Origin of the sequence: Mucilaginibacter sp. P25, from assembly GCF_050859465.1 — a bacterium.
GTDB lineage: Bacteria > Bacteroidota > Bacteroidia > Sphingobacteriales > Sphingobacteriaceae > Mucilaginibacter > Mucilaginibacter gossypii.
The window spans coordinates 822,354-847,917 of record NZ_CP193937.1 but is presented as its reverse complement, the minus strand read 5'-3'; the positions used below and the strand labels follow the sequence as shown (position 1 = coordinate 847,917).

The window sequence follows — 25,564 nt, the reverse complement described above, 5'->3', positions numbered from 1 at the left end:
TATGGGTCGGTGGCGGCATATGCGTTGGCGGTGGCATATGCGTAGGCGGCGGCATATGAGTAGGCGGCGGCATATGAGTAGGCGGCGGCATATGGGTTGGCGGTGGCATATGTGGCCCCGGTCCCGGTGGTGGCGGAGTGGGCGGAATGTTAGGTGGTTTAATCGGTGGCACTGGTATTACCGGTTTATACGGCGGTGGAGGTAGTGGCGGCACTGTGGGTGGCGGAATTACCGGTGGTGGTGGCGTATAAGGAGGTAGCGGTGGTGGTACATTCCAATCTGATTGATTGTTTCTGCTTTGGGCAGAAGTCTGCTTAATGCTTATAACTAAAGTTGCGGACACGACTAATGCTGCTATGATTATCTTTTTCATAGATCTTATATGTTTTAATGAAATAATTAATTTTTTGCTGAGAAAGAATTATCGTCGGTTTAGGGAGAGGGGGTAACCGATGGAGAATACCATATTGGCTTTATTATTGGTATACCGGGTAAGGTTTGCAACCCCTACTGCTAAACTTAAAGGCACCGGGAGCGGTCGGATCCCCGCCGAGATACCGAGGTTCATGCCGGTCCATTCGGCATTTACGTTTACATGCTGTATAAGTTCGTAGGATACGCTGCCAAATACTGCCGTACCGTGTTTTCCTCTGCCGGCAGCAATATCTTTGGGGCTTTTTTCGTAAAACCGGCCACTGCCTATGCCTATTGTATAACTAAGCCTTGAGCAGCCCGGGGTTAATGATTTAATGGTTTGTATAGCATGGGTTACGGCAAGATAATAGGTTGAGCCGGAAGCGTCTGATTGCCTTGCATTGGCAAACATCTGCAATGCCCCGGCCGAGATACTTGTACCTGCAAATAGCTTACGGCTTATTATGAAGTTTCCTGAAAAATCCCTGAACCTGTGCACATCCGTCATGTTTAAACTGGCGGCAAAGTTTATTGCTTTTACAGGATTACCAACGCATGCCCCTGCAGAGGCGATCAGATCGGCTTTGTTGTCTCTGTACACTTCAGGGTAGGTAGCGCCAAGGCCTCCAAACAGATAGGTGCCGTATCCCCCAAAGCCCGATGGAATTAATATGCCGCCTGGGGCATCGCTTGGGTAAAGCTCATTTTGTGCTGATATTGTTTGCTGGTTGGTTTGAGGAACAGGAGCCAGAAAGTTGTCTATCTTTTGCGTAAGTTCCTTTTCAAACTGGTTTTGGCTATAAACAGTTTGTGTACTCAAACAAAATGCGCCGGTAACACAGCAAATAATTGCCCATATTTTGGTTTTACAGATCATTTTAGTAAACGGATTAGGTGTGTTTTGATGATTGTGATGAACAGATCAACGCCAGCAGGCAATGATCTAATGTATGCAATTTACCTGCAAAAAAGCAACCGGTAATTTTTTGTTTTTGGGATAAAACGGCTGGTTTATTAACGGAGCTGCGGGGCTTGTCATAATAAAATTTAACGTGCTGCTGTTAGCAGGCGTTACACCAGGGGTACATGATTGTGGCTTTTTCATTGTGATTTGGATTGTTTTTATATCACAAGTTTACGGAGACCGGGGAGGGCACACAATACAAAGTAGTTTGTATTTTGAGCTGATTGGGTTGAGTAAGCTTAACCGGGATGTTTTTACAAGAGATACAAAGCAATAACGCCTCCTTACATTTAGTGCAGGGAGGCGTTATGAAAATTTCTAAATAATGAGCCAGGTTACTTCTTCTCATCAAGTACAACCCATCTGTTCGCTGTATTATTCAATCCTTCAATAACAACCTTATAAAATTTAGAGGGCATATTTTTAACATCAACCAGCACATGCTCATTAGTAACCGGTACAGTAGCTAACAGCTTATAATCATCGGCCTTACCTTCTTTAAAAGTATTATCGGCTGCTACCCATACCTTAACACTGCCTTTGGGGTCAAGCGCTTTCCATGTGATATCCAATGAGCCCTGCACATAATTAGCGGCAGGCTCTGCCACTGATAGCGGACCGATAAGCGAGATCCCATCCATCTCACGTTGTTGTGCTTCGGGTACTTTTACATTTAAAAAACTATTGATAGAGGGCGTTATATCAACAATACCCGGGGTATAGAATTTAGCATAGTTATTAAGCGGGCGGTAACTGGTAACCATCCAGGTTGAGCGCTGGCGGGTGCTTTGACCACCGTGGTTTTTACCGGTTGCTTCGTCGCGGCCATGATCTGTTGTGATAAAAATCAGCCAGTCTTCTTTAAAATGTTGCTTCCGGTATTGTATTGCTGCCCAGATCTTGCCTACCTGTGCATCCATTTTTTCAATAGCATCATAATATTGCGGGCTATCGCCGTATTTATGCCCCATATCGTCGGTATATTCCAGGTATACCCATGAAAGGTCGGGAGCTTTATCTTTAACACAATCCGCTGCCGCTGCTGCTACCTGCTCATCTATCAGGTGCATATAGTTCCCGGCCTTGTCATGCGGAAATTTAACCGTATCCAGTTCATAACCATCATAAGCAAAATCAGGATGGATGTTACCTGCTGCGGATAACCGGTCCCCAATTAGCTTGGTGCGGTTATCTGTCCAACTGCTAAATACGGCTGTCTTTTTGTTGGGATAAGCATTTTTAAACATCCGGAATATATTCCAGTAATTATAGTTTGGAGCCTTGATGTCGTTGCCCCAAACGTTGTGTTTGTTAACCCAGGTAGCTGTAAGTAAGCTGTTGTAGCCATTGGCAGATATGGTTGGCGTTTGCGAATAACCACCTTTTTCGCCGCCAACATGCGCACGAAGGTAGGTACCCTGTTTAGCTATCAGTTTCAGGTTAGGTGTATTCAATTTTTCAATAACATCTGCTGGGATGCCATCAGCAATAATAAAGACTGCTTTGCGGGTTTGGGCGGTGGTATTTAGCCCTGCCGATATCAGGAGGACAGAAGCTGCGGCTTTAAGTAGATTTCGCATCGATATAAGTAAATGTTTTAAAGGACTAAATTACGGTGTTTTAAAAGTACAGGCGTTAAAAAATTGTTATGCTTTTGGGGCTGTTATATTTTTAACGTGCTGTAGCGTAAATGATTTACAAGGCGTAATATAATTATAAACCTATCAGCCATGATGCGCAAACTAACCTTACTTTGTTTTGGGATTTTAGCTATAACCGCCTGTAAAAAGGGAGGTATCAGCCCAGTTAATAAAGATCCGGGTAAAGATCTGGTGCTTTCCGCAACCGAACAGCAACAGATTGGGCCTGGTAATGCTTTTACCTTAAAGCTTTTCAGCGCGAATGTTAATAGCCTTGACGCGGATAAAAACGTCATCATTTCGCCATTAAGCGTAAGCTTTGCCATAAGTATGACCAGTAATGGCGCCAGCGGGCAAACCCTTACAGATATCCGCAAAACCATGGAGTTTAGCAGTTTTACCGAAGAACAGGTTAACAGTTACTATCATAACCTCATCACAAACCTCCCCGATCTCGATCCAAATACTACGCTTAAAATAGCCAATTCCATTTGGTACGCTCATAATTTTACGGTGCTGCCGGCATTCCTGAAAATCAATACCGATTTTTATAATGCCGAGGTGAAAACCCTCGATTTTAGCAATGAATCAGCATCCCTAACTACTATTAATGATTGGGTAAGCCAGCAAACTAACAGCAAGATTCCAAAGATCCTCGATAAAATTTCGGATGGGGCCCGGATGTACCTCATCAATGCCATTTATTTTAAAAGCATATGGAAAACCCGTTTTGATGCAAAAGCAACTTTCAAGGCGCCATTTAGTTTGTCAAATGGAGGCACTGTACAAGCTGATTTTATGACCAATAGCCATGCTGAACTTAAAAGCGCGTATTATAACGGTACAAACGTGGTTGAACTGCCTTATAGCAACAGTAAATACAGCATGATATTGATGATGCCTGATGGAGATATAAAAAGCTTTGCACAGGGCCTCGATTCAAGTAAATGGAATTTACTGATGGGTAAACTCACCGCCGGCAAATCGGATATTACCATGCCCAGGTTTAAATTTAGCTATGACATTACGCTGAATGATATTTTAAAATCATTAGGGATGAGCATTGCCTTTAGCGATATGGCTGATTTTAGTCGCATTAACGCGGGTGGTGGCCTTAGTATATCCGAGGTGAAACACAAAGCTTATATTGATGTGAATGAAGACGGTACCGAAGCCGCGGCAGTAACATCTGTTGGCATAGTGACTACGGCAGCTCCACCGACTCATGTTTTTAATAAACCTTTCATTTTTGCAATACGGGAAATGAAAACCGGGCTGATACTATTTGCAGGGATAGTGAGGAACCCGGCGCTGAGTGAATAAAATGCTCTCCGGGTTTATGCCAGGACCACAGCACTGCTCAATACATTTCTACAAAAGCCTTCAAAGGTCTTGATTGAGGAATGTTTTTACGATAGATGAGCACCGTAGACATAGTGCCCAGTTCTTTGTTTAAGGTATGTGTTTTTAGTTTGCGGCCTGCGTAGTATTGCTCAATCAGTTCGGCAGGAAGGATGCTGATCCCCAAACCCGCTTCCACAAAGTTAATGATCCCTTCCAGTGAGTTCAGTACAATACTTTTATATTGGATAATACCTTTTGAATTTAACCATGCTTCTAATCGGGCCCGAAATACGCAGCCTTGGTCAAACACAATGATCTTGAGTGGCGAGGTAATAAGGAATTCTTTAAGTTCCAGGCCTTGTGCGGGGGCGAGGATCACCAGTTGTTCTTCTTTGATATGTACCTGTTCCAGTTCGGGCGAGTTGATAGGGGCTGATACAAAGGCTGCATCGAGTTTGTAATTGATTACATCGCTAATGAGGTCACTGCGCATTTGCGACCTAAATTCCAGGTCGACATCGGGATAAGTATCGGTAAAGCGGGTGAGGATATCCGGTACTTTAAAAGCCATGGTGGTCTCAATGCATCCTATTTTAAGGCTGCCGCTTACCCGGCTGAATTTTTTAATGTCCTGTTTGGCTTCATGCACTAAGTGATCTATCCGCTTGCTGTATTGCAACAGTGTTTCGCCGGCACTGGTTAGCGTTACTTTGCGCGATGTGCGGGTAAACAAATCGGCACCAAACTCTTCTTCCAGGTTTTTAATACGTGCCGTAACGTTAGACTGTACGGTAAACATCGCTTCGGCCGCTTTAGTAAAACTTCCGTTGGTAGCTACTGCTTCAAAAATCTTCAGATCGTTAGTATTCATAAATCGTTATTTATGATTTTATATATCGTTATTAATCGTTTTTAATAATCAAATGTCGATATTAATTTTGACTCATCAAACACAAAAATGAAAACTAAAAATCTCATACTAAGCGCAATTATAGCTACTGTAATTACCAACGGGGCCAATGCACAATCAAAACCGAATTCAACTTTAAAAATTCAAACCATGGAAAAAAATCAAATTCATTACCGTAATATCAAAGCCAGGGGCTTAAATATTTTTTATCGCGAAGCAGGGCCTGAAGACGCCCCAACAATATTGTTATTGCACGGCTATCCTACATCTTCACACATGTTCAGGAACCTGATCCCGACGTTAAGCACAAAGTATCATGTACTGGCGCCCGACCTGCCCGGTTTTGGATATTCTGACGCGCCCGATCATACCCAATTTCAATATACTTTTGATAACCTGGCTAATACCATGCAATCGTTTATTGATGAACTTGGGCTTAAACGTTTTGCCATTTATATATTTGATTATGGTGCCCCTACCGGTTTAAGGCTGGCTGTAGCTAACCCCGAAAAAATAACCGGCATCATATCTCAAAATGGTAATGCATACGAAGAAGGCCTGAGCACAGGCTGGAATCCTATTCAAAAATATTGGCAATACCCAACCCAGGAAAACAGGGATGCATTGCAGGACTTCGTAACCGAAAAAGTAACTAAATTTCAATACTTTGAAGGCGTATCCGATCCGTCGCTGATAGCCCCTGAGTCATACGGCTTAGACCAGCACTTCCTCGATCGCCCGGGAAACGTGGAGATCCAGCTTGACCTGATGCTTGATTACCGTACCAACGTGGCTTTATATCCTAAATTCCAGGCTTATTTCCGCGAATATAAACCAAAGCTCTTAGCTGTCTGGGGTAACAAAGATCCTTTCTTTTTACCTGCCGGAGCCGAAGCCTACAAACGAGATAACCCCAATGCTACCGTTAAATTTTATAATACAGGCCACTTTGCGTTGGAAACACATGCCAGAGAAATAGGCCTGGATGTGCTGGGCTTTTTGGATGGATTGCCTAAGTAATTGAATAATCAATGGCCTCACCCAACCCTCTCCATTGGAGAGGGTTGAAAAAGTTTCTTAAAGTAGTCCTTCCGGGAAGATTTAGAAGAGCCTATTGCTTTGTCAACGTCCCTTTCTCCGCCAACAAAAAATCGGCAGTAGTAAAACCTTCCAGCTTTTTGGCCAGCGAACCATCGGCGTTGAAAAAGAACAGGGTAGGAGTGGCCCTAATAGGATATTGCTCCTTTAACTTTTTACCGTCCCCGCTATCTATATCAATAGCTACATTAACTAAACTTGGGTTATAAGCTTTACCTAATTCTTGTTTAATCAATACTTCCTGCTCCATTTGTTTACAGGTTGGGCACCATGACGCATGGGCAAATACAAACAGCGGTTTGTTTTCGGCTTTGGCCAATGCCTGCGCATCTGCAAGAGAAATAGTTTTAAAATTGATACCCTGCTGTGAGCTAAGTCTTGGTTTGTACCTGGGGGTGCATGATGCAAGGCCAATTACCAAAGGAGCCAAAAACACCAATAATATTTGAGCTGATTTTTTCATTTGATTTCTATTTAGTTGTATTTGTGCTGCAATGAGTTTATAGGCCTGTACCAGGCCTGTCATTAATAGAGTTAATCCTAATATCCAATTGATGAGGTTATGCTGTGCTTTAAGTATATTCATGAGGTAATTACCCACAACACCATAGATAATAAAAGAGAGCAGTGTTCCTGTGCCAATGGCAATTATAAAAATATTGTAATCGCGGGTTTCATTGCTTAACACTTTGCGGTTTTTTAAAACGGCTGTCCAGCCCATCCAAAAAGGTAAATGAAGCGGGTTGAGCAAGCTTAGCAATAAACCCGAATAAAAAGGGTTTATCCTTGCAAAGGGCAGTACATCCCGGAAATTGTGCATGTGGAACGCGGCCCAGAGGGTTTTATAGGCCAGCATGAGTATAGCGATGCAAAATACTATACTTAATATTTTGAACAGTTTTTTTAAACGAACCAGGTGGTCAACCACCACAAGGCCAATGCGAACGATCACTACCTCAACCAAAATAGCGGCAAAGGCAAACCAGGCAGCCCCCGCAACATCATTGTTGAGGGCGAAGTTGGCTATGCTGGTATTTAATGTACCAATGGGCAGCGCACCAACAAAACTAATGCTGAATGCCACCCAAAATAGTTTTAATTGCTTTGTCATGGTCACGATACCAGCTTTAAGTATTCGGTGTTATTTTTAAGCATGGTAATGCCTTGCTTATGAGTCATGTAATTAATGCTTTTTTGTTGTTTATTAAGTTTGCTTACGCGATAAAGGAGCTTCCAATGCCTGATGATCTCGTACCAGGCGAAGAATATTGAATGTTTGGGATCGTAAATATGAGTTGGTTCGCTGCCGGCACCGTTCAGTTCTATGATGGATAGATTTTTGCCGCGGCATAGCTCATCCCAGGTGTTATACATTACATCCAGCCGGCCAAAATAAAATCCGGGGATCTGGCGGCATATGTCATCTATCGCATCCGTCAATTCATCGGTAATAAGATGACTAAGGTCAATGAATTTAGCACCCCGGGCATGGTTACCATAAGGCACCAGCGTTTTTGATTTGCCAATAGGTAAAACCTGTTTCAGTTCATCACCATAGGTGTCTATCAATACAGGCAGTTGCAGCAGGTAGCGGGGCTCTTTGATAATGAGCTCCATCATGGTATGTTTGCCATCGCCGGTTAGGGCTAAAAACTCCTTGCCAACTATACCGGTTACCTGGCCTTTGGCTTCGCCCGGTAAGCGGTAGTAAAATATGCCTACTTCGCTTTTGTACTTAATATATTCCTGCACCAGGAAATCAACCCTGATTTGTTGGGTATATTCCAGCAATTCTACTTCGTTATGCACCAGTTTGACCTGTACACCCCTGCCTCCAATATCCGGTTTGGCGATTAAGGGGAAGTCGAAATTTTTATCCTTTATGACCGATTTGATCTGCCTAAAGTCTGTTTTTGTTTTAAAGAGGATGGTTTTTGGATAATATTGTTGGGGGATGAGGTTATAAATACTGGCTTTGCTTTCCAATGTAAAACCACCATTTTCGATCAGTGGATTAGCCGTGCTGAAAAAGAAAAATGAACGAGCCTTAAAACTCAACCAGAACCAATAAAACATAACAGGTGCGTAAAACATATTGAGCGACCAGTATTCCCAATTAAAAAGCCTGATTAAAAATCTTCTTAAGCCAAAAAAACGGGGCAATACAACAGGTCTGTTGCTATCAGCTTCTATAGCAAGATCATGCACATATTCATTGCCATCTCTCAAATCATGATAGGTCATGGTAATGTTTTGCAGACTGACGTTGATGTTGGTAACACTTACCGTTTTCATTTTACCGCTACGGTTTATTACCAATGCGTCGGTATCATCACCTTCGCCAGCATGGTGATGAAAATACATGATATCTTCCACCTGATCCGGATTGGCTGATTTACACCAGTTATTAAACCAATTGACACGTTTGGCGGCTGCCACCTCATCATACAAAGTAGCCGACGACCAGATATGTGCGTCCTTGCCATCCAGCAATTTAATATGTTTCCGCTCGCCGTCCCAGCGGCACTCATATAAACTGCCTTGTGCATAAAGCACTAAAGTGAAGGGCTCAACAGCTATAAGATCAATGTCCTGATAAAAAAGGAAAGGGTTCTGTGCATTGATAATATCCATTAGTACCAGCCCACGGCTGGTTTTATAGGGAGGTACGGCCGTATGTTTTACAAAAGCTCCATTTAACAATACAACAGTGTCGCCATTGTTTTTGGTGGCTATCCAGCTGCCGTTGCGGTCGGCGTCTTTTGGGTACAATAGGGTGTAATTGCCATTTTGATATTTGCGTGGTGCTATGGCCTGCTTGCGGTTAACGTTTTCATCGCGGTTGGAGGTAAGCTGGAACCCGCTTTTTGTAGGGATATAGGTTACTGTGCACATGCCTTACGGTACTTAAGTGTTGACGCGGCAACGCCAAATTCATCAGGAATAACCACATCCGATACCGCGTTTACGCCAATACGGATCAGGGCCATATGATGAACGGTATGTTCCAGGTTATAAACCAGCTCGCGGTAGTAATTTGAAAATACCTGTGCCGAATGTGCTTCGCCTTCGCCGTATTCGGCTTGTAGCAATAATTGTTTATCAGGCTTTTGAACGTTTGCTTCTACCTGGCGAATGGTTGTGACGGCGAAATCTTTATCAGCTTCAATGGCTTTATTGCGGACGCGTTTATCATAATCAACCATGCCGGTTTCGTAACCTTTATTCAATTCAATAAAGAACTCAAGAATATGACGGGTATGCTGGCCGATACTTGATTGCGACAGCAGTTTTACCGGTTGGGTGTATTGTAAAGGACTTAATCTCGTCAATTACATATTGTAGCTGCTCCAGCAGGTTGGAGATAGGTTCTTTCAATTGCATGATGCTAATTATTAGCAGTGGTTTTTAATTTTATTAATGAAGAAGAGGGATGAGGTTTAAAACCTCTTTCCTGAAAATGTAAAGCAGTATGGCTGATGTTGCGAACACGATAGTTGCCAGTATAAAAAGCTGACCGCCATCGCCCTGTACTACGATTCCCAGTTTGGTAAGATGAAAAAATATGGCACCGGCCATTAACCCTACAGCTATCAAAGCGCCTATGCCGGTAGTGCGGGGGATAATGATCAGTATGGCGGCTACCAGTTCCATGCTGCCAATGCCAATCCTGCCCCAGGGTTCCATACCCAGTTTGGTAAATATGTAAACCGACTCGGGGGCAGCGGTGAATTTGAAGAACAAGGTTTGTAACATGATGATGGCTGCTACAAGGCGCAGGGCCCAAACAAGTATGTTAAATTGTGTGTAAGTCATGATATTGAGTGGTGTGTTTGCTGAAAATATTTATGCTTGTACAGGCGCTTGCAGTCTTTGGCTCACTTTGATGGCGGCCATAACAATATCCCGGGCTACCTCTGCTTTGCTTTTAAGCGGGTATGCCTGGAACAGGAAATCGCGGTTGATGACCGTGATCTTGTTTGTGTCGTACCCAAATGTTGCGCCTTCGTCCTGTACAGAATTGAGCACCACCAAATCGAGATTTTTACTGTATAGTTTTTTGAGCGCGTTTTGCTCCTCATCGTTAGTTTCAAGAGCGAAGCCGATTGATACCTGATCCTTGCGCTTGATCTTACCGAACTCAAAGGCGATGTCGACATTTTTAACCATTTGCAGGCTAAACTCCTGGGTCGATTTTTTCATTTTTTGAGCGTATATCTGTGCCGGTTTATAATCGGCCACTGCTGCGGCGAAGATTGCTATCCGGGCTACGGGGAAATATTGTTGACAGGCCGCATACATTTCATCAGCCGAATCAACATGGATAACTCTGAGGCTGCTGTGAGATAAACTGATATTTACCGGCCCCGAAACTAAAATCACCTCAAAGCCCTGATCTAAAAAAGCCCCGGCAATGGCATAACCCATTTTGCCCGACGAGATGGTTGCTAATGAAACGTACCGGATCGATAGCTTCGCGGGTGGGGCCGGCGGTGATTAACACTATGGGTTTGTTGTGTGTGGTTTTCATATTGTTTGGTGGTGTTTCTTGAAAGCATGGGCTTGCATGATTCCCCTCTTGAGAGGGGCGGAGGGGGGCAGCCTTGAAAAGCGTACTGCATAAACACCCCCTTCCGTCGCACCTTGCCTTCGCGCCGCCTCTCAAGAAGGGATTTTGAATTGCTTTTACTTTTGCCCCTTTACCTCGGGCCATTTTTCATCGGCCACTTTAATGAGGTTTGCCTGGTCTTTGGTCCACAGTTCTTTTACCTTATCGTTGTAGTTGAAATAAAGCTTATCGTTCAGTACCGTCCAGGTATCAGTTTGGGTAGGGGCTTTGTGACCTTGTGAAGTGCCATAAGCGCAGTAACCGCCGTACTGTGGGGCATACTTTTCAGGGTCGGCTTTAAACGCTTCGAGGTTTTCATTGCTGGAGAAGAGCCAGGTAGCTTCTTTCCATTTGTATTGAAATTTGTCTGAGCCTTTTACCGGTTTCGATTCTTTGAAAAATGCAACCGGATCATAGCCTTTAATAGCCTTGCCGCCCGGAGCAAATATTTCTGATTGCTGGGCATAGGTTTGAACTGCGGTAACAAATGCGAGTGCCGCGATAATTAATAAACGTTTCATTTTTTTGATTTTAGATTGATTTATAATTGATTATTAAAAGCTGTTTATCGGATGGTTTTAGCCCAGTTGGCATCGGCTTTGGTTTTGAGGTTAGCCTCGTCCTTATCCCAGGATTTTTTTGTATTATTAAAAAACTTGTTGTAAAACAGGTACAGCTTGTTATTAACGAGTTTGAAGGTCTTGGGATCTATCTCTACTTTTTCGCCTTTAGCGCCCATGGCATAAGCGCACCAGCCGCCGTATTGTGGTTCGTATTTAGCAGGATCGACTTTAAATAAGTCCCTGTCCTGAGTGGAAGCGAAGTAATAAATAACGCCATCGTTTGCAAGGGAGATTTCTTTTTTGCCCTCTACGGCTTTTTGCTGAGTGAAGTAAGCTACAGGATCATAGCCTTCGAGCGCCAAGTCTGTTTTATCTAAATTGAACTGCTTTTTACGAACGTTTGTCTGGCTTTGTGCCGAAGCCATGCTTACAACAAATACAGTAGCTAAGAATAAATTGAATAATTTTTTCATGATTGTGTTAAACTTGATGTTTGGTTTTTCCTCCTTTGTCGGGGCGGACTATCAAACCTTACAGCGAATCAGAAAAATATTTAAACAGGGGAGCGAAGCGATTTATAAAGGAAATGAAATAGGTTTAAATTTTGTTTATCGGTCGTTTTTTGCTGATCTGGGCTGGTGTTAATTCTGAAGTTTATCTATTTTGCTTTGAATAAGGGTGTTATCAGCAGGCGTTTTTATCAGCGTTAGTGCTTGCTCAAAGTTTAGTTTTGCCCGTTCATTGTCAATGCCGGTGTATAGTTCGCCAAGCAGGGTATAGTAAAACTGGTTTCCGGTGAGTTTCAATTTTTCTGCCTCACTAATGGCTTCTTCGGGGCTGTTGGCTCTGGCAAGCGCAAAGGTGCGGTTGAGTGCCGCTATAGGTGAGTAGGCTATTTGCAGCAGGCGATTATAAAGCTGCAATATGTTTTCCCATTTTTGTTTGGAATCGGTTTTTTGGGTATGCCAATAGGCTATACTGGCTTCAATGTGATATTTTGATAATTGAGTGCCGGTGGTGGCTAGGTTTAAATAAAAGGCACCTTTGGCTATAAGGTCATAGTTCCAGAGGTTGGTGTCCTGATCTTCATATAAAATTAGTCCGCCGTTTTGATCTGTGCGGGCTTCAAACCTCGAGGCATGAAAATACATGAGCGAAAGCAATGCGTTAACCGGCGGTTTGTTGGTGCCTTCGTTTTCAATAAGCATGTGGCAAAGGCGCATGGCCTCAAAGCAAAGGTCTTTACGCAGAACCTGGTTATCACTAACAGAATAATAACCCTCGCTAAACAACAGATAAATAGTGGTGAGCACGTTTTCGAGCCGGTTATCAATTTCAGCCGGACCAGGCATTTGGATTTCTATTTTTTCATTGCGGATTTTTTCCTTAGCCCTGAACAGGCGTTTGTTAATGGTTTCTTTATTGGTCAGGAATGCTTCGGCTACTTCATCAATTCCGAAACCGCAAAGTATGCGTAACGAAAGTCCGATCTGTGCCTCGGGAGGGATAGCAGGATGACAGATTGCAAACATCATTTGCAACTGGCTGTCGGTGATGTTTTGGAGCGAAAGATCGATTTCCGGTTCATAGGTCTCCGCGGTTTGAATTTCCGTGGATATTTTGTTTTCAAAAATGCTATTACGTTGTAAATGATTTTTCGCCTTGTTTTTGGCTACGCTATAAAGCCAGGCGGTTGGGTTAGGCGGGATGCCTTTATAACTCCAGGCCTGGGCTGCGGTAAGGAAGGTATCGCTGGCGATGTCTTCGGCAGTTTCCATCTGATCAAACCCAAAGCGGCGGCACAGCACCGATACTATTTTGCGGTACTCGGTGCGGAATAGATGGGGAATGATTTCGGGGTTTTGCATGGGGCAAATGGAAAAATGTCATTGCGAGTGATAGCGCGGCAATCTCGTAGCTGTGCTTCGCCGCTTTGCATATCTCGCAGGCATAACTACGGGATTGCCACGTTGCGCCGGATACTCTTTTGCCCGAGCTGCTCCCCGCAATGACATGATTTATAAAATTATTCTTAATGCACCCCGTCATTTTTGGCAACCTTCCGTACTTCAACGGTATTACCATCGCCCTGCAAAACAGGGCAGCCTTTGGCAAACTCCACAGCTTCTTCAACAGATTCGGCTTTTACAGTGATTAAGCCGCCGATCGTTTCTTTGATCTCGCCAAAAGGACCGTTGGTAACTACGCCACCGTGACCTACAATTTTGGCATCGGCAAAAGGCAAACCAGTGCCACTCACAAATTTGTTTTGAGCAGCTATGCCGCCAATCCAGTCCATAGTTTGTTTCATCCAGATTTGGATCTGTTCGGGAGAAGCCACTTTGGTGCCGTCCTCGTGCCTGAAAATTAAAACGAATTCTGTCCATCTTTTTAAATTTTAAAGGTTAATAAATATATGAATTACACCTCTATATCAAATGGAAATGGCTAAATAGGACAGGGCGGGTAATATTTATTTTGAATTTGAGATGTTCAATTTCGGAGTTTTTCTGAACCCGGGTAATTTCAAAAATCAGAAAGTTTATGTGATAGATAATCGCTTTTTAAATTCCAGGAAACAAACAGTTCGCCCTTCGGCAATATCTGTCTGACTTTTAGCAATCCTTTCCAAAACCCACAATGGTAAAATCTCATCTGATTTATAGTCAAGCTGCTTGGCATCAGGAGACGATGCCTGGGCTTTATTTTCTTTACCTATTATATTTGTTGTGTCAGCTTTCATCGCTTTATTATTTGATTTTAGCAATTATACCATAACATGTTTTCTTGATTGTACAATCGTATTTGAGATCGCCAATTGCTCCTGTTACTCCATCGGTTTCATAGGGACTTACAAGTACAGAATCGGAAGGGACAGTATTTTGAGTATAACACGGACCGCCTATGCGGATTGTATCGGTTTTATTAACAATGATTATGGTGTTGGCATGTATATGAACATATCCGCAATATCCCTTTGTATGTAATATAACTAGTCCTTTTATGGGTTGGGTTAATTTGAAGTATTGCCACTTTGCTTTACATTTATCAACAGTTTTTGCCATTTTGTGTATTTTACGCTGTGTTGAGCAGCTAAAACTTAATAGCATAATTGCCAATAAAAAAGGAAACTTCGCATAACTAAATGTAAAATTTATAAACCAAAAAAGACCATCCGCGTATGCAAATGGTCTTTTTATTTTTTGATCCCACACCTTTCAGTGGGCCGGTCGTCTATCAAACTTTGATCTCAACCTCAACACCGCTTGGCAATTCAAGCTTCATCAGGGCATCTACAGTTTTTGAGTTAGAGCTGTAAATGTCTAATAAGCGCTTGTATGAGCAAAGTTGGAATTGCTCACGTGCTTTTTTGTTTACGTGTGGTGAACGTAATACGGTGAAGATTTTCTTTTCGGTTGGTAACGGAAGTGGTCCGCTAACTACAGCGCCTGTTGGCTTTACTGTTTTTACGATTTTCTCGGCAGATTTGTCTACCAGGTTGTAATCGTAAGATTTCAATTTGATCCTAATTCTTTGGCTCATTGTTAATTAATTTTTGTGATTTCACCGATTAAAGTGATTTCACTGATTTGATTTGACCAACCATAAGAGCTATTTATTATGGCTGATCGGGTTATTATTATTTGAAAATTTGAAGATGAGGCAATTTGATAACGTAATTTTCAAATTATCAAATCGCCCAATCTTCAAATTAAATTAGTCGATAGCAACTTGTTTGCGGCCTTTTGATTTGGCAACAACTTCGTCCTGTACGTTACGAGGTGCATCAGAGTAGTGGTCAAACTCCATAGTTGAAGTTGCACGGCCTGAAGTGATAGTACGTAATTGAGTTACATAACCAAACATTTCAGAAAGTGGTACCATAGCTTTGATTACCTGTGAGCCGTTACGGGTGTCCATACCTTGCAGCTGGCCACGACGACGGTTCATGTCACCGATAACGTCACCCATGTTTTCTTCAGGGGTTAGGATTTCGATTTTCATGATTGGCTCAAGCAATACCGGTTTACATTTTGGCAATGCTTCGCGGTAAGCAGAACGTGCAGCAATCTCGAATGATAACGCGTCCGAATCGACTGCGTGGAATGAACCATCAATCAAACGAACTTTTAAGCTTGTAAGTGGGTAGCCTGCAAGTACACCATTGTCCATAGCGGCTTTGAAACCTTTTTCTACAGATGGGATAAACTCACGTGGGATTGAACCACCAACAATCTCGTTAACAAACTGCAAGCCTTCTTTGTTATCGTCGGCTGGAGAGATAACAACCTGAATATCCGCGAATTTACCACGACCACCAGTTTGTTTCTTGTAAGTTTCACGGTGTTGGATAGTGCCGGTGATAGCTTCTTTGTAAGCTACCTGAGGAGCACCCTGGTTAACTTCCACTTTAAACTCGCGTTTTAAGCGGTCCATCAAAATATCCAGGTGTAACTCACCCATACCAGAGATAACTGTTTGACCAGTATCTTGATCTGTTTGTACCCGGAAAGTTGGATCCTCTTCTGCCAGTTTACCTAAAGCGATACCTAATTTATCAACGTCGGCCTGAGTTTTAGGCTCAATTGCCAAACCGATAACCGGCTCAGGGAATACCATCGACTCAAGAACCAACTGATGTTTCTCGTCGCAAAGGGTATCACCTGTTTTGATATCTTTAAAGCCTACTACCGCAGCAATATCACCTGCACCCACGTTAGGGATAGGGTTTTGCTTGTTAGCATGCATCTGGAAGATACGGCTGATACGCTCTTTGCTTTCTGAACGCATGTTGTACACGTATGAACCAGCATCAAGGTTACCAGAGTAAACACGGATGAAGCATAAACGACCTACAAACGGGTCGGTAGCAATTTTAAATGCTAATGCTGCAAATGGTTCTTTTACATCTGGTTTAACCAAAATTTCGGCACCCGTATCAGGGTTAGTACCAACAACACCTTTTGAATCAAGAGGTGAAGGCATTAACTCCATTACATAGTCAAGCATGGTTTGTACACCTTTGTTTTTGAAAGATGAACCGCAAGTCATCGGAACGATTTTGCCGGCCAAAGTAGCCTGACGTAAAGCGTCTAATACTTCGCGCTCAGTGATGGTTGTAGGATCTTCAAAGAATTTCTCCATTAAAGAGTCATCAAACTCAGCAACTGCTTCCAATAATTTCTCTCTCCACTCTGTAGCTTCGTCAAGCATATCGGCAGGGATTGGAACTTCGGTAAAGGTCATACCTTTATCATGTTCATTCCAAACAATACCACGGAAGTTGATCAAATCAACCACACCTTTAAACTGGTCTTCAGCACCGATAGGCAACTGCAATGGGATAGCAACGCTGCCCAACATTTCTTTAACCTGTTTTACCACATTAAGGAAATCGGCACCAGAGCGGTCCATTTTGTTAACGAAACCAATACGCGGAACGTTGTAGTTGTTAGCCAAACGCCAGTTAGTTTCTGACTGAGGCTCAACACCATCAACCGCGCTGAATAAGAACACCAAACCATCAAGTACACGTAATGAACGGTTTACCTCCACGGTAAAGTCCACGTGACCCGGGGTATCAATGATGTTCATGTGATAGTTATGGTTACGATATTTCCAGTTTACGGTTGTTGCAGCCGAAGTGATGGTGATACCACGTTCCTGCTCCTGGGCCATCCAGTCCATGGTAGCGGCACCTTCGTGTACCTCACCAATTTTGTGGCTTACACCAGCATAGTAAAGGATACGCTCGGTAGTGGTAGTTTTACCAGCATCAATGTGAGCGGCAATACCAATGTTTCTTGTATATTTTAGATCTCTTGACATTTTATTTGTTTTGTGATTTCACCTGATCCGTTAATAATTACACCGATTAAAAAGTGTAAACGTAAATAATCGGTGTAATCTTATTATTAAATCGGTGTAATCTAAATTTTTAGAACCTGAAGTGTGAGAACGCTTTGTTAGCCTCAGCCATTTTGTGCGTATCTTCTTTCTTCTTAACAGCGGCACCTTCGCCTTTTGCAGCAGAGATGATTTCGCCTGCTAATTTCTCCATCATGGTTTTTTCACCACGACGACGTGCATAGCTGATTAACCATTTCATACCCAAAGCTATTTTACGCTCAGGACAGAACCTCTGTAGGTACCTGGAAGTTAGCACCACCTACACGGCGGCTTTTTACTTCAACAGCAGGCATTACATTGTTTAAAGCTTTTTTCCAGGTTTCTAAGCCGTTTTCGCTTGTTTTTTTCTCAACAATTTCAACAGCGTTGTAAAAAATAGAGTATGCGGTTGATTTTTTACCATCATACATCATGTTGTTTACAAACCTTGTTACCAAAGTATCATTGAACTTTGGATCAGGAAGGATAATTCTCTTTTTTGGTTTTGACTTTCTCATTGCTTTCTATCCTCCTTAATTATTTCTTTTTACCTTTTGTTGGCGCTGCTGCTACCTGACCTGGTTTAGGACGTTTGGTACCATATTTTGAACGACGTTGGTTACGGCCAGCTACACCTGATGTATCCAGTGCACCACGGATGATGTGGTAACGTACACCCGGTAAGTCTTTAACACGACCACCACGGATCAAAACGATAGAGTGCTCCTGTAAGTTGTGACCTTCACCTGGGATGTAAGCGTTTACTTCTTTACCGTTGGTTAAGCGCACACGGGCAACTTTACGCATTGCTGAGTTTGGTTTTTAGGGGTAGTGGTGTACACACGGGTGCACACGCCTCTTCGCTGTGGACAGCTGTCCAACGCTGGTGACTTACTCTTGTCAACCAGAGCTACTCTACCTTTTCTAACTAATTGCTGAATAGTAGGCATTTCTTGCTTTTTTGTCTAATTATTTTATCCCGCATTTCGGGACTGCAAAAGTACGAACATTATTTTTGATTTTCAAGTAGTTGTGTGAAAGTTTTTTTGAGGGGAAGAAGTTGAGGGTGTGGTGGTTGGAATTTTGTTTTTGCTATATAGCAAGCCGGGTGTATATTAGTCAATAGGCGGCGGGGGAAGTAACGTGACACTAATATTACTTGGTTCTAATCCGAAAAACTTATCGCCTCTTGTAAAGATCATGTCAGGACACTGATCAAGCAGCCTGTTGAAAAGCGCATTGTGTACTCTGGTTTTATCAGTATAATTATCATGTGTGTACAAGCCTTCAATTGAACATTGCGTTATATAAAAAGGGACAAATTTGTGACCCGGAAATTGCTCTTGTATTGATTTCATTATAAAGTTGAACCCGGTTTCAAATTCCTGATAAGGGGAAGCCGTTACCACATTAATGGCGCTATAGTCAATTTCCCTTTGAAACCTGTCGTCATAGGCAGGTACCGAAGTTTCGTCAATCCCAAAAATTGAAAACAGAGGAGCAAGCATGCTTATTGAAAAAACTAACTTTTTTGTATGATTAAACGATTTATAGTTATTGCGTTGAATGATCATCTCGCCGCTGAATGCTATTTCATGGGGCAAGGCAGTATTGTGGATTTTTTTGTTGTGTCAGTTTTTAGCTTTTTTAAAAAATCAGTCCAAGGTTTAAATGATTTTTTATAGTTGGTCATATTCTCTTCTACAATTTTTGTTAGTTCAATGATTCCGGGGTATTCTGCATAAACAGGATCAAGATTGTTAACTCCGATTGGATAATACTTTTTAATAACCCCGGAGATTTCGGCAACCAGTTTATTAGGAGAGTTTGTATCTAACACGAAATTATTCAACATAAAGTGCTTGGGTTAACATTAATAACGAGGTACATGAAGTTGATGAATATATTGAACTGCCCCAAAAAAGGGCCGGACACCGATGTAACCAGGTTTAGGTGACAGCGGGCCGGCCCGTAATACTTTATATATTGAATTAATAAGGGAGTTTATTCTTTTACCTTATTCCAGGTGTCGCGGTTAAAAGCCAATACTTTAGTAGGGTTACCGCTTGCATCTTTGGTGAATTTTAACGGGAAGCCAAAAGCTTGATTTAAAAATAACACTTCAGACAAGGGTTTAAAATTGATTTCCTTGCCATCCCATGATTGTTTGAGCGTTAATCCGTCGGGTATCGCGGTTATAGTCAGAAAAAGATCAGCCCTCTCATCCGATTGATATTTGCCCGCCAAAACTTTTATTTGTTCGGGTTTCAGTTGTACCTCTTTAGGTGGAGTATAGCTGTTTATCTTTGCCCATATTTGCCTGCCACCTAAAGTGATCTGGTTTATTTCGCCGGCTTCATTCTTTGAAAATACAACAGGGATCTTTTCATCGCCGTCATCATCTAAAAGTTCAAATTCCAGGTCTGATTTGCGGGTTAAAGTTAGTTTTTGATCTCCGCCAAGCTGTTGGGCAATTAGTTTATCACCATCTGCTGTTACTTTATATACTCTATACTCGTTATCCTTTTGCTGATAAATGCCTTCAAAAGCTTTGAGCTGGGTATCTGCAATAATTATTGTTGGGGACTTTGCCACTTTTGCGATAACCGGTGCAATGCCCGGGCCGGTTAAAGCAACTACAGCTATAAATGCAAACCTGCATATATAGCCCGTGATAATTTTAATGCTGGTCATTTTTGATAGGTTTATAATGTTGAACCAAATCTACGAAAAATGATTTTGGAAAATCAAATTTTACAGAATTAAATTTTGGTGATATTTATTTTTATTGTTTTAAATTCTGATTTTTATCTATTTTTCATTTTAAACCATAATAAAATTCTGCGCTGAATAAATCAGATGAGCATAAAAAGAGCGCCGGTAAAACCAGCGCCCTCTTTCATCACTCACTAAACTACTTATGGAAAACTTAAATTAAAAACATTAATAACCGCGGTCGTGATAATGACCGTGATCGTCACCGTCATGGTAGCCATTATTATACCCGTTGTTATAGCCGTTACGGTACCTGTGATGGTGACCATAATCTTCACGAACAACGCAACCTGAGGTTACAGATACTACTGCTGATATTAATAGTGCCAAAGCAACAAATTTCCTTTTCATGGTATAAAATCTTTAATCATCATCTATATTGAAGATGTACACATATATGACTGATGGAAATGGAAAAGGATTAATCGGGGATTAATTTGGAGAGAAGAGAACTATTTGTTGTCAATGATGCTGGTTATAATCATCAAACCAACCCCATGCTTTCTCTATACTCTTGCTGAATAATGAGCAGGCAATTGGCGCACAAACACCCGTCATACAGCTCGCTCACATATTGTACCTCGTTAATAGTAAGCTGCACAGTACTGCACTGGCACTTGGTGAATGAATTGGCTTTACATTCAAAAGGTGTTTTGCAGCGTTCGCAACGGATGATTTCGTGTTTGGGCATCTCTTTAGTCCATAGCTAATGGTCCATAGACCATAGAAAAGGTTTGCTAAAATATGGAATGTAGCAGTGACTTATTAAATATAACTGTCATTAAATAAAAAGTCCATGAACTATAGCTTTGTAGCTATGGTCCATGGACTATCATCTATCGACTAAAAAAACTTATGCAGAGCAAGTCACGCAGCCTTCTTCCATTGAGCAGGTTGGGCCTGCCGGAATTTCGTCGGCAACGGCGTCAACAACGGCCGGGATAACCGGATCCATGTTTTTACCGCCCTGGTTTTCAACTGTAAATTTAACTGCTTGTGATGCTGCTTGTGTACGCAGGTAGTACATGCCTGTTTTCAAGCCTTTTTTCCATGCGTAGAAATGCATTGAAGTAAGTTTAGAAGCGTTTGGTGAGTTGATGAACAGGTTCAATGATTGCGACTGGCAAATGTACGCGCCCCTGTCGGCAGCCATATCAATAATGCTGCGCATTTTGATCTCCCAAACAGTTTTGTACAATGCTTTGATATCAGCAGGAATCTCAGCTATTTCCTGGATTGAACCGTTTGCGCTGATGATCTTATCTTTCATGCTGGTGCTCCACAAACCAAGGTTTACTAAGTCACGCAGCAAATATTTGTTTACTACAATGAATTCACCACTTAATACACGGCGGGTGTAAATGTTTGAAGTATAGGGTTCAAAGCATTCGTTGTTACCTAAAATCTGTGATGTTGAAGCAGTTGGCATCGGTGCAACTAATAATGAGTTGCGTACGCCGTGGTTCATTACATCTAAACGCAGGTTTTCCCAATCCCACCTGCCGCTTTCTGGTTTTACACCCCACAGATCGAACTGGAATTTACCTTGTGACAATGGTGAGCCTTTGAATGTTTCATAAGCACCATCTTTTATAGCCATATCTTTTGAAGCTGTCATTGCTGCAAAGTAGATGGTTTCGAAGATCTCGATGTTTAGTTTTTTAGCTTCATCGCTTTCAAACGGCATACGCAGTTGAATGAAAGTATCAGCCAAGCCCTGTACACCTAAACCAATAGGACGGTGACGCAGGTTTGAGTATTCAGCTTCTTTAACCGGGTAGTAGTTACCATCAATGATCCTGTTAAGGTTGATAGTTGCCTGGTAAGTTACTTCGTACAGTTTATCATGATCAAAAGCACCATTGTTGATGTAACGTGGTAATGCTAATGAAGCCAGGTTACAAACAGCTACCTCGTTTGCATCGGTATACTCGATGATCTCGGTGCAAAGGTTTGAGCTTTTAATGGTACCCAGGTTTTGCTGGTTTGATTTACCGTTAGCCGCATCTTTATATAATAAGTATGGCGTACCGGTTTCAACCTGTGCATCAAGCACTGCAAACCAAAGTTCCTGTGCTTTTACTGTACGACGCTGACGGCCTTCTTTTTCGTATTTAATGTACAGCTCTTCAAATTCTTTGCCCCAGCAATCGGCTAAGCCTGGTGCTTCGTGCGGGCAAAATAAGCTCCAATCCTCATTGGCTTCAACGCGCTGCATGAACAGGTCTGATACCCAAAGGGCATAGAACAAGTCGCGGGCACGCATTTCTTCTTTACCGTGGTTTTTACGCAGATCAAGGAATTCAAAGATATCGGCATGCCATGGCTCTAAGTAAACGGCGAAAGCGCCTTTACGTTTACCACCGCCCTGATCAACATAACGTGCGGTATCATTAAATACACGCAGCATTGGGATAATACCATTGCTGGTACCGTTAGTGCCGCTGATGTATGAACCTGTAGCCCTTACGTTGTGGATACTTAAACCGATACCACCCGCGCTTTGCGAAATTTTAGCAGTTTGTTTTAATGTATCATAGATACCCTCAATGCTATCATCTTTCATGGTTAACAAAAAGCATGATGACATTTGAGGTTTTGGTGTACCTGCATTAAACAAAGTTGGTGTAGCATGGGTAAACCAACGCTCGCTCATTAAATGGTAGGTTTTGATAGCGCTCTCGATATCGTTTTTGTGGATACCTACAGATACACGCATAAATAAATGCTGCGGGCGCTCGGCAATTTTACCGTCGATCTTTAACAGGTATGATTTTTCGAGGGTTTTGAAACCGAAGTAATCAAAGCCAAAGTCGCGGTCATAAATGATGGTGCTGTCAAGCAGTTCCGCGTTTTCTTTAATCACTTCATAAACGTCGTCAGCGATAAGCGAGGCATCTTTACCTGTTTTCTTGTCAACATACTCATGCAGGAGGCGCATGGTTTCCGAAAACGATTTGATGGTGTTTTTGTGCAGGTTTGATACCGCGATACGCGAAGCCAGCAAAGCATAATCAGGGTGCTTGGTGGTTAATGACGCGGCGGTTTCGGCAGCCAGGTTATCCAGCTCGGAGGTGGTTACGCCATCAAATAAACCTTCAATTACCTTTTTAGCCACATCAATGGGGTCAACTAATTGAAACCCATAGCACAGTTTTTCAATACGTGCGGTGATCTTGTCAAATTTTACGGATTCTCTTCTTCCGTCTCTTTTTACTACGAACATTTTGCCCCTCCTTTTGCCCCGTTAAAAGCGAAGCTTTTTTAGTTAATATTATTGTGATTTGATTATTTTCTGAACCTTGATTTTTTTGATTTTGGGATTGGCCTGAGACTACCTAACCTCTAATCACCAATCTCTAACCTCTTCAATTAAAAATCATCATCAAGCGAAAAGCTTTTGCTTTCGGCCGATGCATTCAGTACACCACTTTTTTGATAATCGCCTACACGCTTTTCAAAAAAGTTGGTTTTGCCCTGTAACGAGATCATTTCCATGAAATCGAACGGATTGGTTGCGTTATAGAATTTATCGTACCCAAGTTCGCTCAGCCACCTGTCGGCCACAAACTCAATGTACTGGCTCATTAGCTTGGCATTCATTCCTATCAGGTTAACCGGTAATGCCTCGGTTATAAATTCTTTTTCTATCTCTACCGCATCGGTAATGATCTTGGTAACCTGTTCCTGCGGTAGTTTGTTTTCAAGCATGCCATATAATAAGCAGGCAAATTCGCAGTGCGAACCTTCATCGCGCGAGATCAGCTCATTGCTGAAAGTTAAGCCCGGCATCAGGCCGCGTTTTTTAAGCCAGAATATGGAGCAAAAGCTGCCTGAAAAGAAGATCCCTTCAACCGCCGCGAATGCAACCAAACGCTCGGCAAAGTTGCCGTTGTTGATCCATTTTAGCGCCCATTCGGCTTTTTTGCCAACACATGGTACGGTTTCAATAGCATGGAAAAGGCGATCTTTCTCGGTCGGATCTTTTACGTAGGTGTCTATCAGCAGGGCATAGGTTTCAGAGTGGATGTTTTCCATCATGATCTGGAAACCGTAAAAGCAGCGTGCTTCGGGCAATTGTACTTCGCTCATGAAGTTTACCGCCAGGTTCTCGTTCACGATACCATCGCTTGCGGCAAAAAAGCGAGTACATGCGAGATAAAATGTTTCTCGCCCGAATTAAGACTTTCCCAATGTTTGATATCGTCCGATAGGTCGATTTCCTCGGCGGTCCAGAAGCTGGCCTCCGCTTTTTTATACATCTCCCAAATTGCGGGATACTTAATGGGAAGGATAACAAACCGGTCCTTGTTTTCCCGTAGTAATAATTCGTTTTCCAAACTCATTGGTGTCTACTTTTTTAGTTTCTTTCTTTAATCAGGTATTCAGACACGAAAGCAAGCCCTACTTTTCAATAAAGCTTTAAATTTTGATGCCTTCGGGTTTACTCCTTAGCAACTGTATTGTGTAACTTTCTGACAGCCAGTTATTTAATTAGAAGTTGACGAGTGCTTCTGGCTGCCGGCTGAATGCCTTTTTTATTACCTTGCTGAGCAAAGTTAATGTTTGAGTTGTGTAGTTGTGAATGATAGTTTTTCACAAACCCCCGAGTTATCCACACTTTATCGGCACTTGTTATATTGATGAAAAATTAATGGACTTGAAAACAGCCGATTAAAAATTTGATTGAAATTAGCATGCCTTGATACTTGCGGATTACGATAATTTAACATTATAAATTACTTGACTTAACACCGACAATTATTGCCAATAATGAAATGCTTTTGCTTGCAGCAGGTATCAATATTAAAATGCGAAGTTAAAAGGTTGTTGCAAGCCGGTATGTGGAAAACAATTACGCCCGTTAGCCATGAACCAACGGGCGTATTCCTAAAAGTTTTACGAATTATTTTGCGTCCTCAACCGGAACAAATTTCATCGACACTGAATTTACACAATGGCGGGTGTTTTTTGGCGTCATATATTCACCTTCAAACACATGGCCCAGGTGTGCGCCGCAATTTGCACACAGGATTTCTACCCTGCGGCCATCGGCGTCTACTTCGCGGCGAACAGCTCCTTCAATCTCATCGTCAAAACTCGGCCAGCCGCAAAACGACTCAAACTTATCTTCCGATCGATACAGCGGCGCATCACAGCGTTTGCAAACGTATAAACCTTGTGCCTTATTGTTCAGTAACGAGCCGGTGAACGGCCTTTCGGTGCCTTTGTATAATATTACCCTTTCTTCTTCGGGCGTTAATTGATTGTACTCCATATTTTTTGTTGGGGTTACACAAATTTTTTTGATGATTTCACCGATTGGGAAACTCCATCCGGTGTTTTGATCTACTATAA

The 25,564-nt window shown here is 42.3% G+C and carries 28 protein-coding genes and 2 pseudogenes; 2 read left to right on the top strand and 28 right to left on the bottom strand.

The annotated features are described in order from the left end of the window. Positions 1 to 421: 421 nt before the first annotated feature. Positions 422 to 1,291, bottom strand: a complete 870-nt coding sequence (locus ACRQ5D_RS04405) for a hypothetical protein (RefSeq protein ID WP_091171922.1) — start codon at positions 1,289 to 1,291, stop codon at positions 422 to 424. Positions 1,292 to 1,713: 422 nt separating this feature from the next. Next, positions 1,714 to 2,958 (bottom strand): alkaline phosphatase family protein, encoded by a 1,245-nt coding sequence (locus ACRQ5D_RS04400; protein WP_091171924.1) that lies wholly within the window; start codon positions 2,956 to 2,958, stop codon positions 1,714 to 1,716. Positions 2,959 to 3,108: 150 nt separating this feature from the next. On the opposite strand from ACRQ5D_RS04400, the gene ACRQ5D_RS04395 reads away from it, so the two are divergent. Next, positions 3,109 to 4,341, top strand: coding sequence for a serpin family protein (locus ACRQ5D_RS04395; protein WP_091171926.1), 1,233 nt, complete (start codon positions 3,109 to 3,111; stop codon positions 4,339 to 4,341). A gap of 37 nt (positions 4,342 to 4,378) precedes the next feature. Here the strand turns inward: ACRQ5D_RS04395 and ACRQ5D_RS04390 are convergent, their stop codons facing one another. Next, on the bottom strand, positions 4,379 to 5,233 hold the full coding sequence (locus tag ACRQ5D_RS04390) for a LysR family transcriptional regulator (RefSeq protein WP_091171928.1): 855 nt from the start codon (positions 5,231 to 5,233) through the stop codon (positions 4,379 to 4,381). Between the two features lie 87 nt (positions 5,234 to 5,320). Here ACRQ5D_RS04390 and ACRQ5D_RS04385 point away from each other — a divergent pair, with 87 nt between their 5' ends. Further along, entirely contained in the window at positions 5,321 to 6,292 is a 972-nt protein-coding gene (locus ACRQ5D_RS04385) for an alpha/beta fold hydrolase (protein WP_091171930.1), read from the top strand. 91 nt (positions 6,293 to 6,383) lie between these two features. Here ACRQ5D_RS04385 and ACRQ5D_RS04380 read toward each other — a convergent pair whose 3' ends face one another. From ACRQ5D_RS04380 to ACRQ5D_RS04260, 25 genes and pseudogenes are all read right to left on the bottom strand, one after another. Next, positions 6,384 to 7,481 (bottom strand): thioredoxin family protein, encoded by a 1,098-nt coding sequence (locus ACRQ5D_RS04380; RefSeq protein ID WP_091171932.1) that lies wholly within the window; start codon positions 7,479 to 7,481, stop codon positions 6,384 to 6,386. 2 nt (positions 7,482 to 7,483) lie between these two features. Then, the gene (locus ACRQ5D_RS04375) at positions 7,484 to 9,265 is read right to left on the bottom strand and encodes an NRDE family protein (RefSeq protein WP_091171935.1); all 1,782 of its coding nucleotides are present in this window, start codon (positions 9,263 to 9,265) and stop codon (positions 7,484 to 7,486) included. After that, a complete protein-coding gene (locus ACRQ5D_RS04370; RefSeq protein WP_432328481.1) occupies positions 9,253 to 9,702 on the bottom strand; it encodes a hypothetical protein in 450 nt (149 codons plus the stop codon). The genes ACRQ5D_RS04375 and ACRQ5D_RS04370 overlap by 13 nt, the downstream gene beginning before the upstream one ends. 85 nt (positions 9,703 to 9,787) lie before the next feature. Continuing rightward, positions 9,788 to 10,186: a DoxX family protein gene (locus ACRQ5D_RS04365; RefSeq protein WP_091171939.1), complete on the bottom strand. Its 399-nt coding sequence runs from the start codon at positions 10,184 to 10,186 to the stop codon at positions 9,788 to 9,790. Positions 10,187 to 10,216: 30 nt separating this feature from the next. Beyond that, entirely contained in the window at positions 10,217 to 10,813 is a 597-nt protein-coding gene (locus ACRQ5D_RS04360) for a phosphopantothenoylcysteine decarboxylase (RefSeq protein ID WP_432329705.1), read from the bottom strand. Next, positions 10,755 to 10,901 carry a phosphopantothenoylcysteine decarboxylase gene (locus ACRQ5D_RS04355; RefSeq protein ID WP_432328480.1) on the bottom strand — a complete coding sequence of 49 codons (147 nt, stop codon included), beginning with the start codon at positions 10,899 to 10,901 and terminating at the stop codon, positions 10,755 to 10,757. Before ACRQ5D_RS04355 ends, ACRQ5D_RS04360 begins: the two co-directional genes overlap by 59 nt. A 155-nt stretch (positions 10,902 to 11,056) precedes the next feature. Continuing rightward, positions 11,057 to 11,500, bottom strand: a complete 444-nt coding sequence (locus tag ACRQ5D_RS04350) for a YHS domain-containing (seleno)protein (RefSeq protein ID WP_091171942.1) — start codon at positions 11,498 to 11,500, stop codon at positions 11,057 to 11,059. 44 nt (positions 11,501 to 11,544) lie between these two features. Beyond that, positions 11,545 to 12,015: a YHS domain-containing (seleno)protein gene (locus ACRQ5D_RS04345; protein ID WP_091171945.1), complete on the bottom strand. Its 471-nt coding sequence runs from the start codon at positions 12,013 to 12,015 to the stop codon at positions 11,545 to 11,547. A gap of 168 nt (positions 12,016 to 12,183) precedes the next feature. Further along, entirely contained in the window at positions 12,184 to 13,410 is a 1,227-nt protein-coding gene (locus tag ACRQ5D_RS04340; protein ID WP_091171947.1) for an RNA polymerase sigma factor, read from the bottom strand. 164 nt (positions 13,411 to 13,574) lie between these two features. Next, positions 13,575 to 13,910: a YciI family protein gene (locus ACRQ5D_RS04335; RefSeq protein ID WP_432329703.1), complete on the bottom strand. Its 336-nt coding sequence runs from the start codon at positions 13,908 to 13,910 to the stop codon at positions 13,575 to 13,577. A gap of 174 nt (positions 13,911 to 14,084) precedes the next feature. Next, on the bottom strand, positions 14,085 to 14,285 hold the full coding sequence (locus ACRQ5D_RS04330; protein WP_091171951.1) for a hypothetical protein: 201 nt from the start codon (positions 14,283 to 14,285) through the stop codon (positions 14,085 to 14,087). A gap of 7 nt (positions 14,286 to 14,292) precedes the next feature. Beyond that, the gene (locus ACRQ5D_RS04325; protein ID WP_432328479.1) at positions 14,293 to 14,757 is read right to left on the bottom strand and encodes a hypothetical protein; all 465 of its coding nucleotides are present in this window, start codon (positions 14,755 to 14,757) and stop codon (positions 14,293 to 14,295) included. Positions 14,758 to 14,779: 22 nt separating this feature from the next. Beyond that, on the bottom strand, positions 14,780 to 15,085 hold the full coding sequence (gene rpsJ, locus ACRQ5D_RS04320; RefSeq protein WP_022830652.1) for a 30S ribosomal protein S10: 306 nt from the start codon (positions 15,083 to 15,085) through the stop codon (positions 14,780 to 14,782). Positions 15,086 to 15,259: 174 nt separating this feature from the next. Then, entirely contained in the window at positions 15,260 to 17,371 is a 2,112-nt protein-coding gene (gene fusA / locus ACRQ5D_RS04315; protein WP_091171954.1) for an elongation factor G, read from the bottom strand. Between the two features lie 109 nt (positions 17,372 to 17,480). Beyond that, positions 17,481 to 17,651, bottom strand: coding sequence for a hypothetical protein (locus tag ACRQ5D_RS04310; protein WP_432328478.1), 171 nt, complete (start codon positions 17,649 to 17,651; stop codon positions 17,481 to 17,483). 19 nt (positions 17,652 to 17,670) lie between these two features. Then, positions 17,671 to 17,949, bottom strand: a complete 279-nt coding sequence (locus tag ACRQ5D_RS04305) for a hypothetical protein (protein WP_432328477.1) — start codon at positions 17,947 to 17,949, stop codon at positions 17,671 to 17,673. A gap of 19 nt (positions 17,950 to 17,968) precedes the next feature. Beyond that, positions 17,969 to 18,381 (bottom strand): annotated as a pseudogene (rpsL, locus tag ACRQ5D_RS04300) (30S ribosomal protein S12). Positions 18,382 to 18,546: 165 nt separating this feature from the next. Further along, on the bottom strand, positions 18,547 to 18,939 hold the full coding sequence (locus ACRQ5D_RS04295) for a hypothetical protein (protein WP_432328476.1): 393 nt from the start codon (positions 18,937 to 18,939) through the stop codon (positions 18,547 to 18,549). Positions 18,940 to 19,019: 80 nt separating this feature from the next. After that, positions 19,020 to 19,271 carry a hypothetical protein gene (locus ACRQ5D_RS04290; RefSeq protein ID WP_431199132.1) on the bottom strand — a complete coding sequence of 84 codons (252 nt, stop codon included), beginning with the start codon at positions 19,269 to 19,271 and terminating at the stop codon, positions 19,020 to 19,022. Positions 19,272 to 19,435: 164 nt separating this feature from the next. Beyond that, positions 19,436 to 20,125: a hypothetical protein gene (locus ACRQ5D_RS04285; protein WP_091171959.1), complete on the bottom strand. Its 690-nt coding sequence runs from the start codon at positions 20,123 to 20,125 to the stop codon at positions 19,436 to 19,438. A gap of 249 nt (positions 20,126 to 20,374) precedes the next feature. Further along, on the bottom strand, positions 20,375 to 20,557 hold the full coding sequence (locus ACRQ5D_RS04280) for a hypothetical protein (RefSeq protein WP_090530234.1): 183 nt from the start codon (positions 20,555 to 20,557) through the stop codon (positions 20,375 to 20,377). 133 nt (positions 20,558 to 20,690) lie between these two features. Continuing rightward, the gene (locus tag ACRQ5D_RS04275; RefSeq protein ID WP_091171961.1) at positions 20,691 to 20,897 is read right to left on the bottom strand and encodes a cysteine-rich CWC family protein; all 207 of its coding nucleotides are present in this window, start codon (positions 20,895 to 20,897) and stop codon (positions 20,691 to 20,693) included. Between the two features lie 162 nt (positions 20,898 to 21,059). Then, a complete protein-coding gene (locus tag ACRQ5D_RS04270; RefSeq protein WP_091171962.1) occupies positions 21,060 to 23,432 on the bottom strand; it encodes a ribonucleoside-diphosphate reductase subunit alpha in 2,373 nt (790 codons plus the stop codon). Positions 23,433 to 23,578: 146 nt separating this feature from the next. Then, positions 23,579 to 24,468: pseudogene (locus ACRQ5D_RS04265) on the bottom strand (ribonucleotide-diphosphate reductase subunit beta). A 644-nt stretch (positions 24,469 to 25,112) separates the two neighbouring features. Further along, the gene (locus ACRQ5D_RS04260; protein WP_431200945.1) at positions 25,113 to 25,529 is read right to left on the bottom strand and encodes a methionine-R-sulfoxide reductase; all 417 of its coding nucleotides are present in this window, start codon (positions 25,527 to 25,529) and stop codon (positions 25,113 to 25,115) included. Between the last annotated feature and the right edge of the window lie 35 nt (positions 25,530 to 25,564).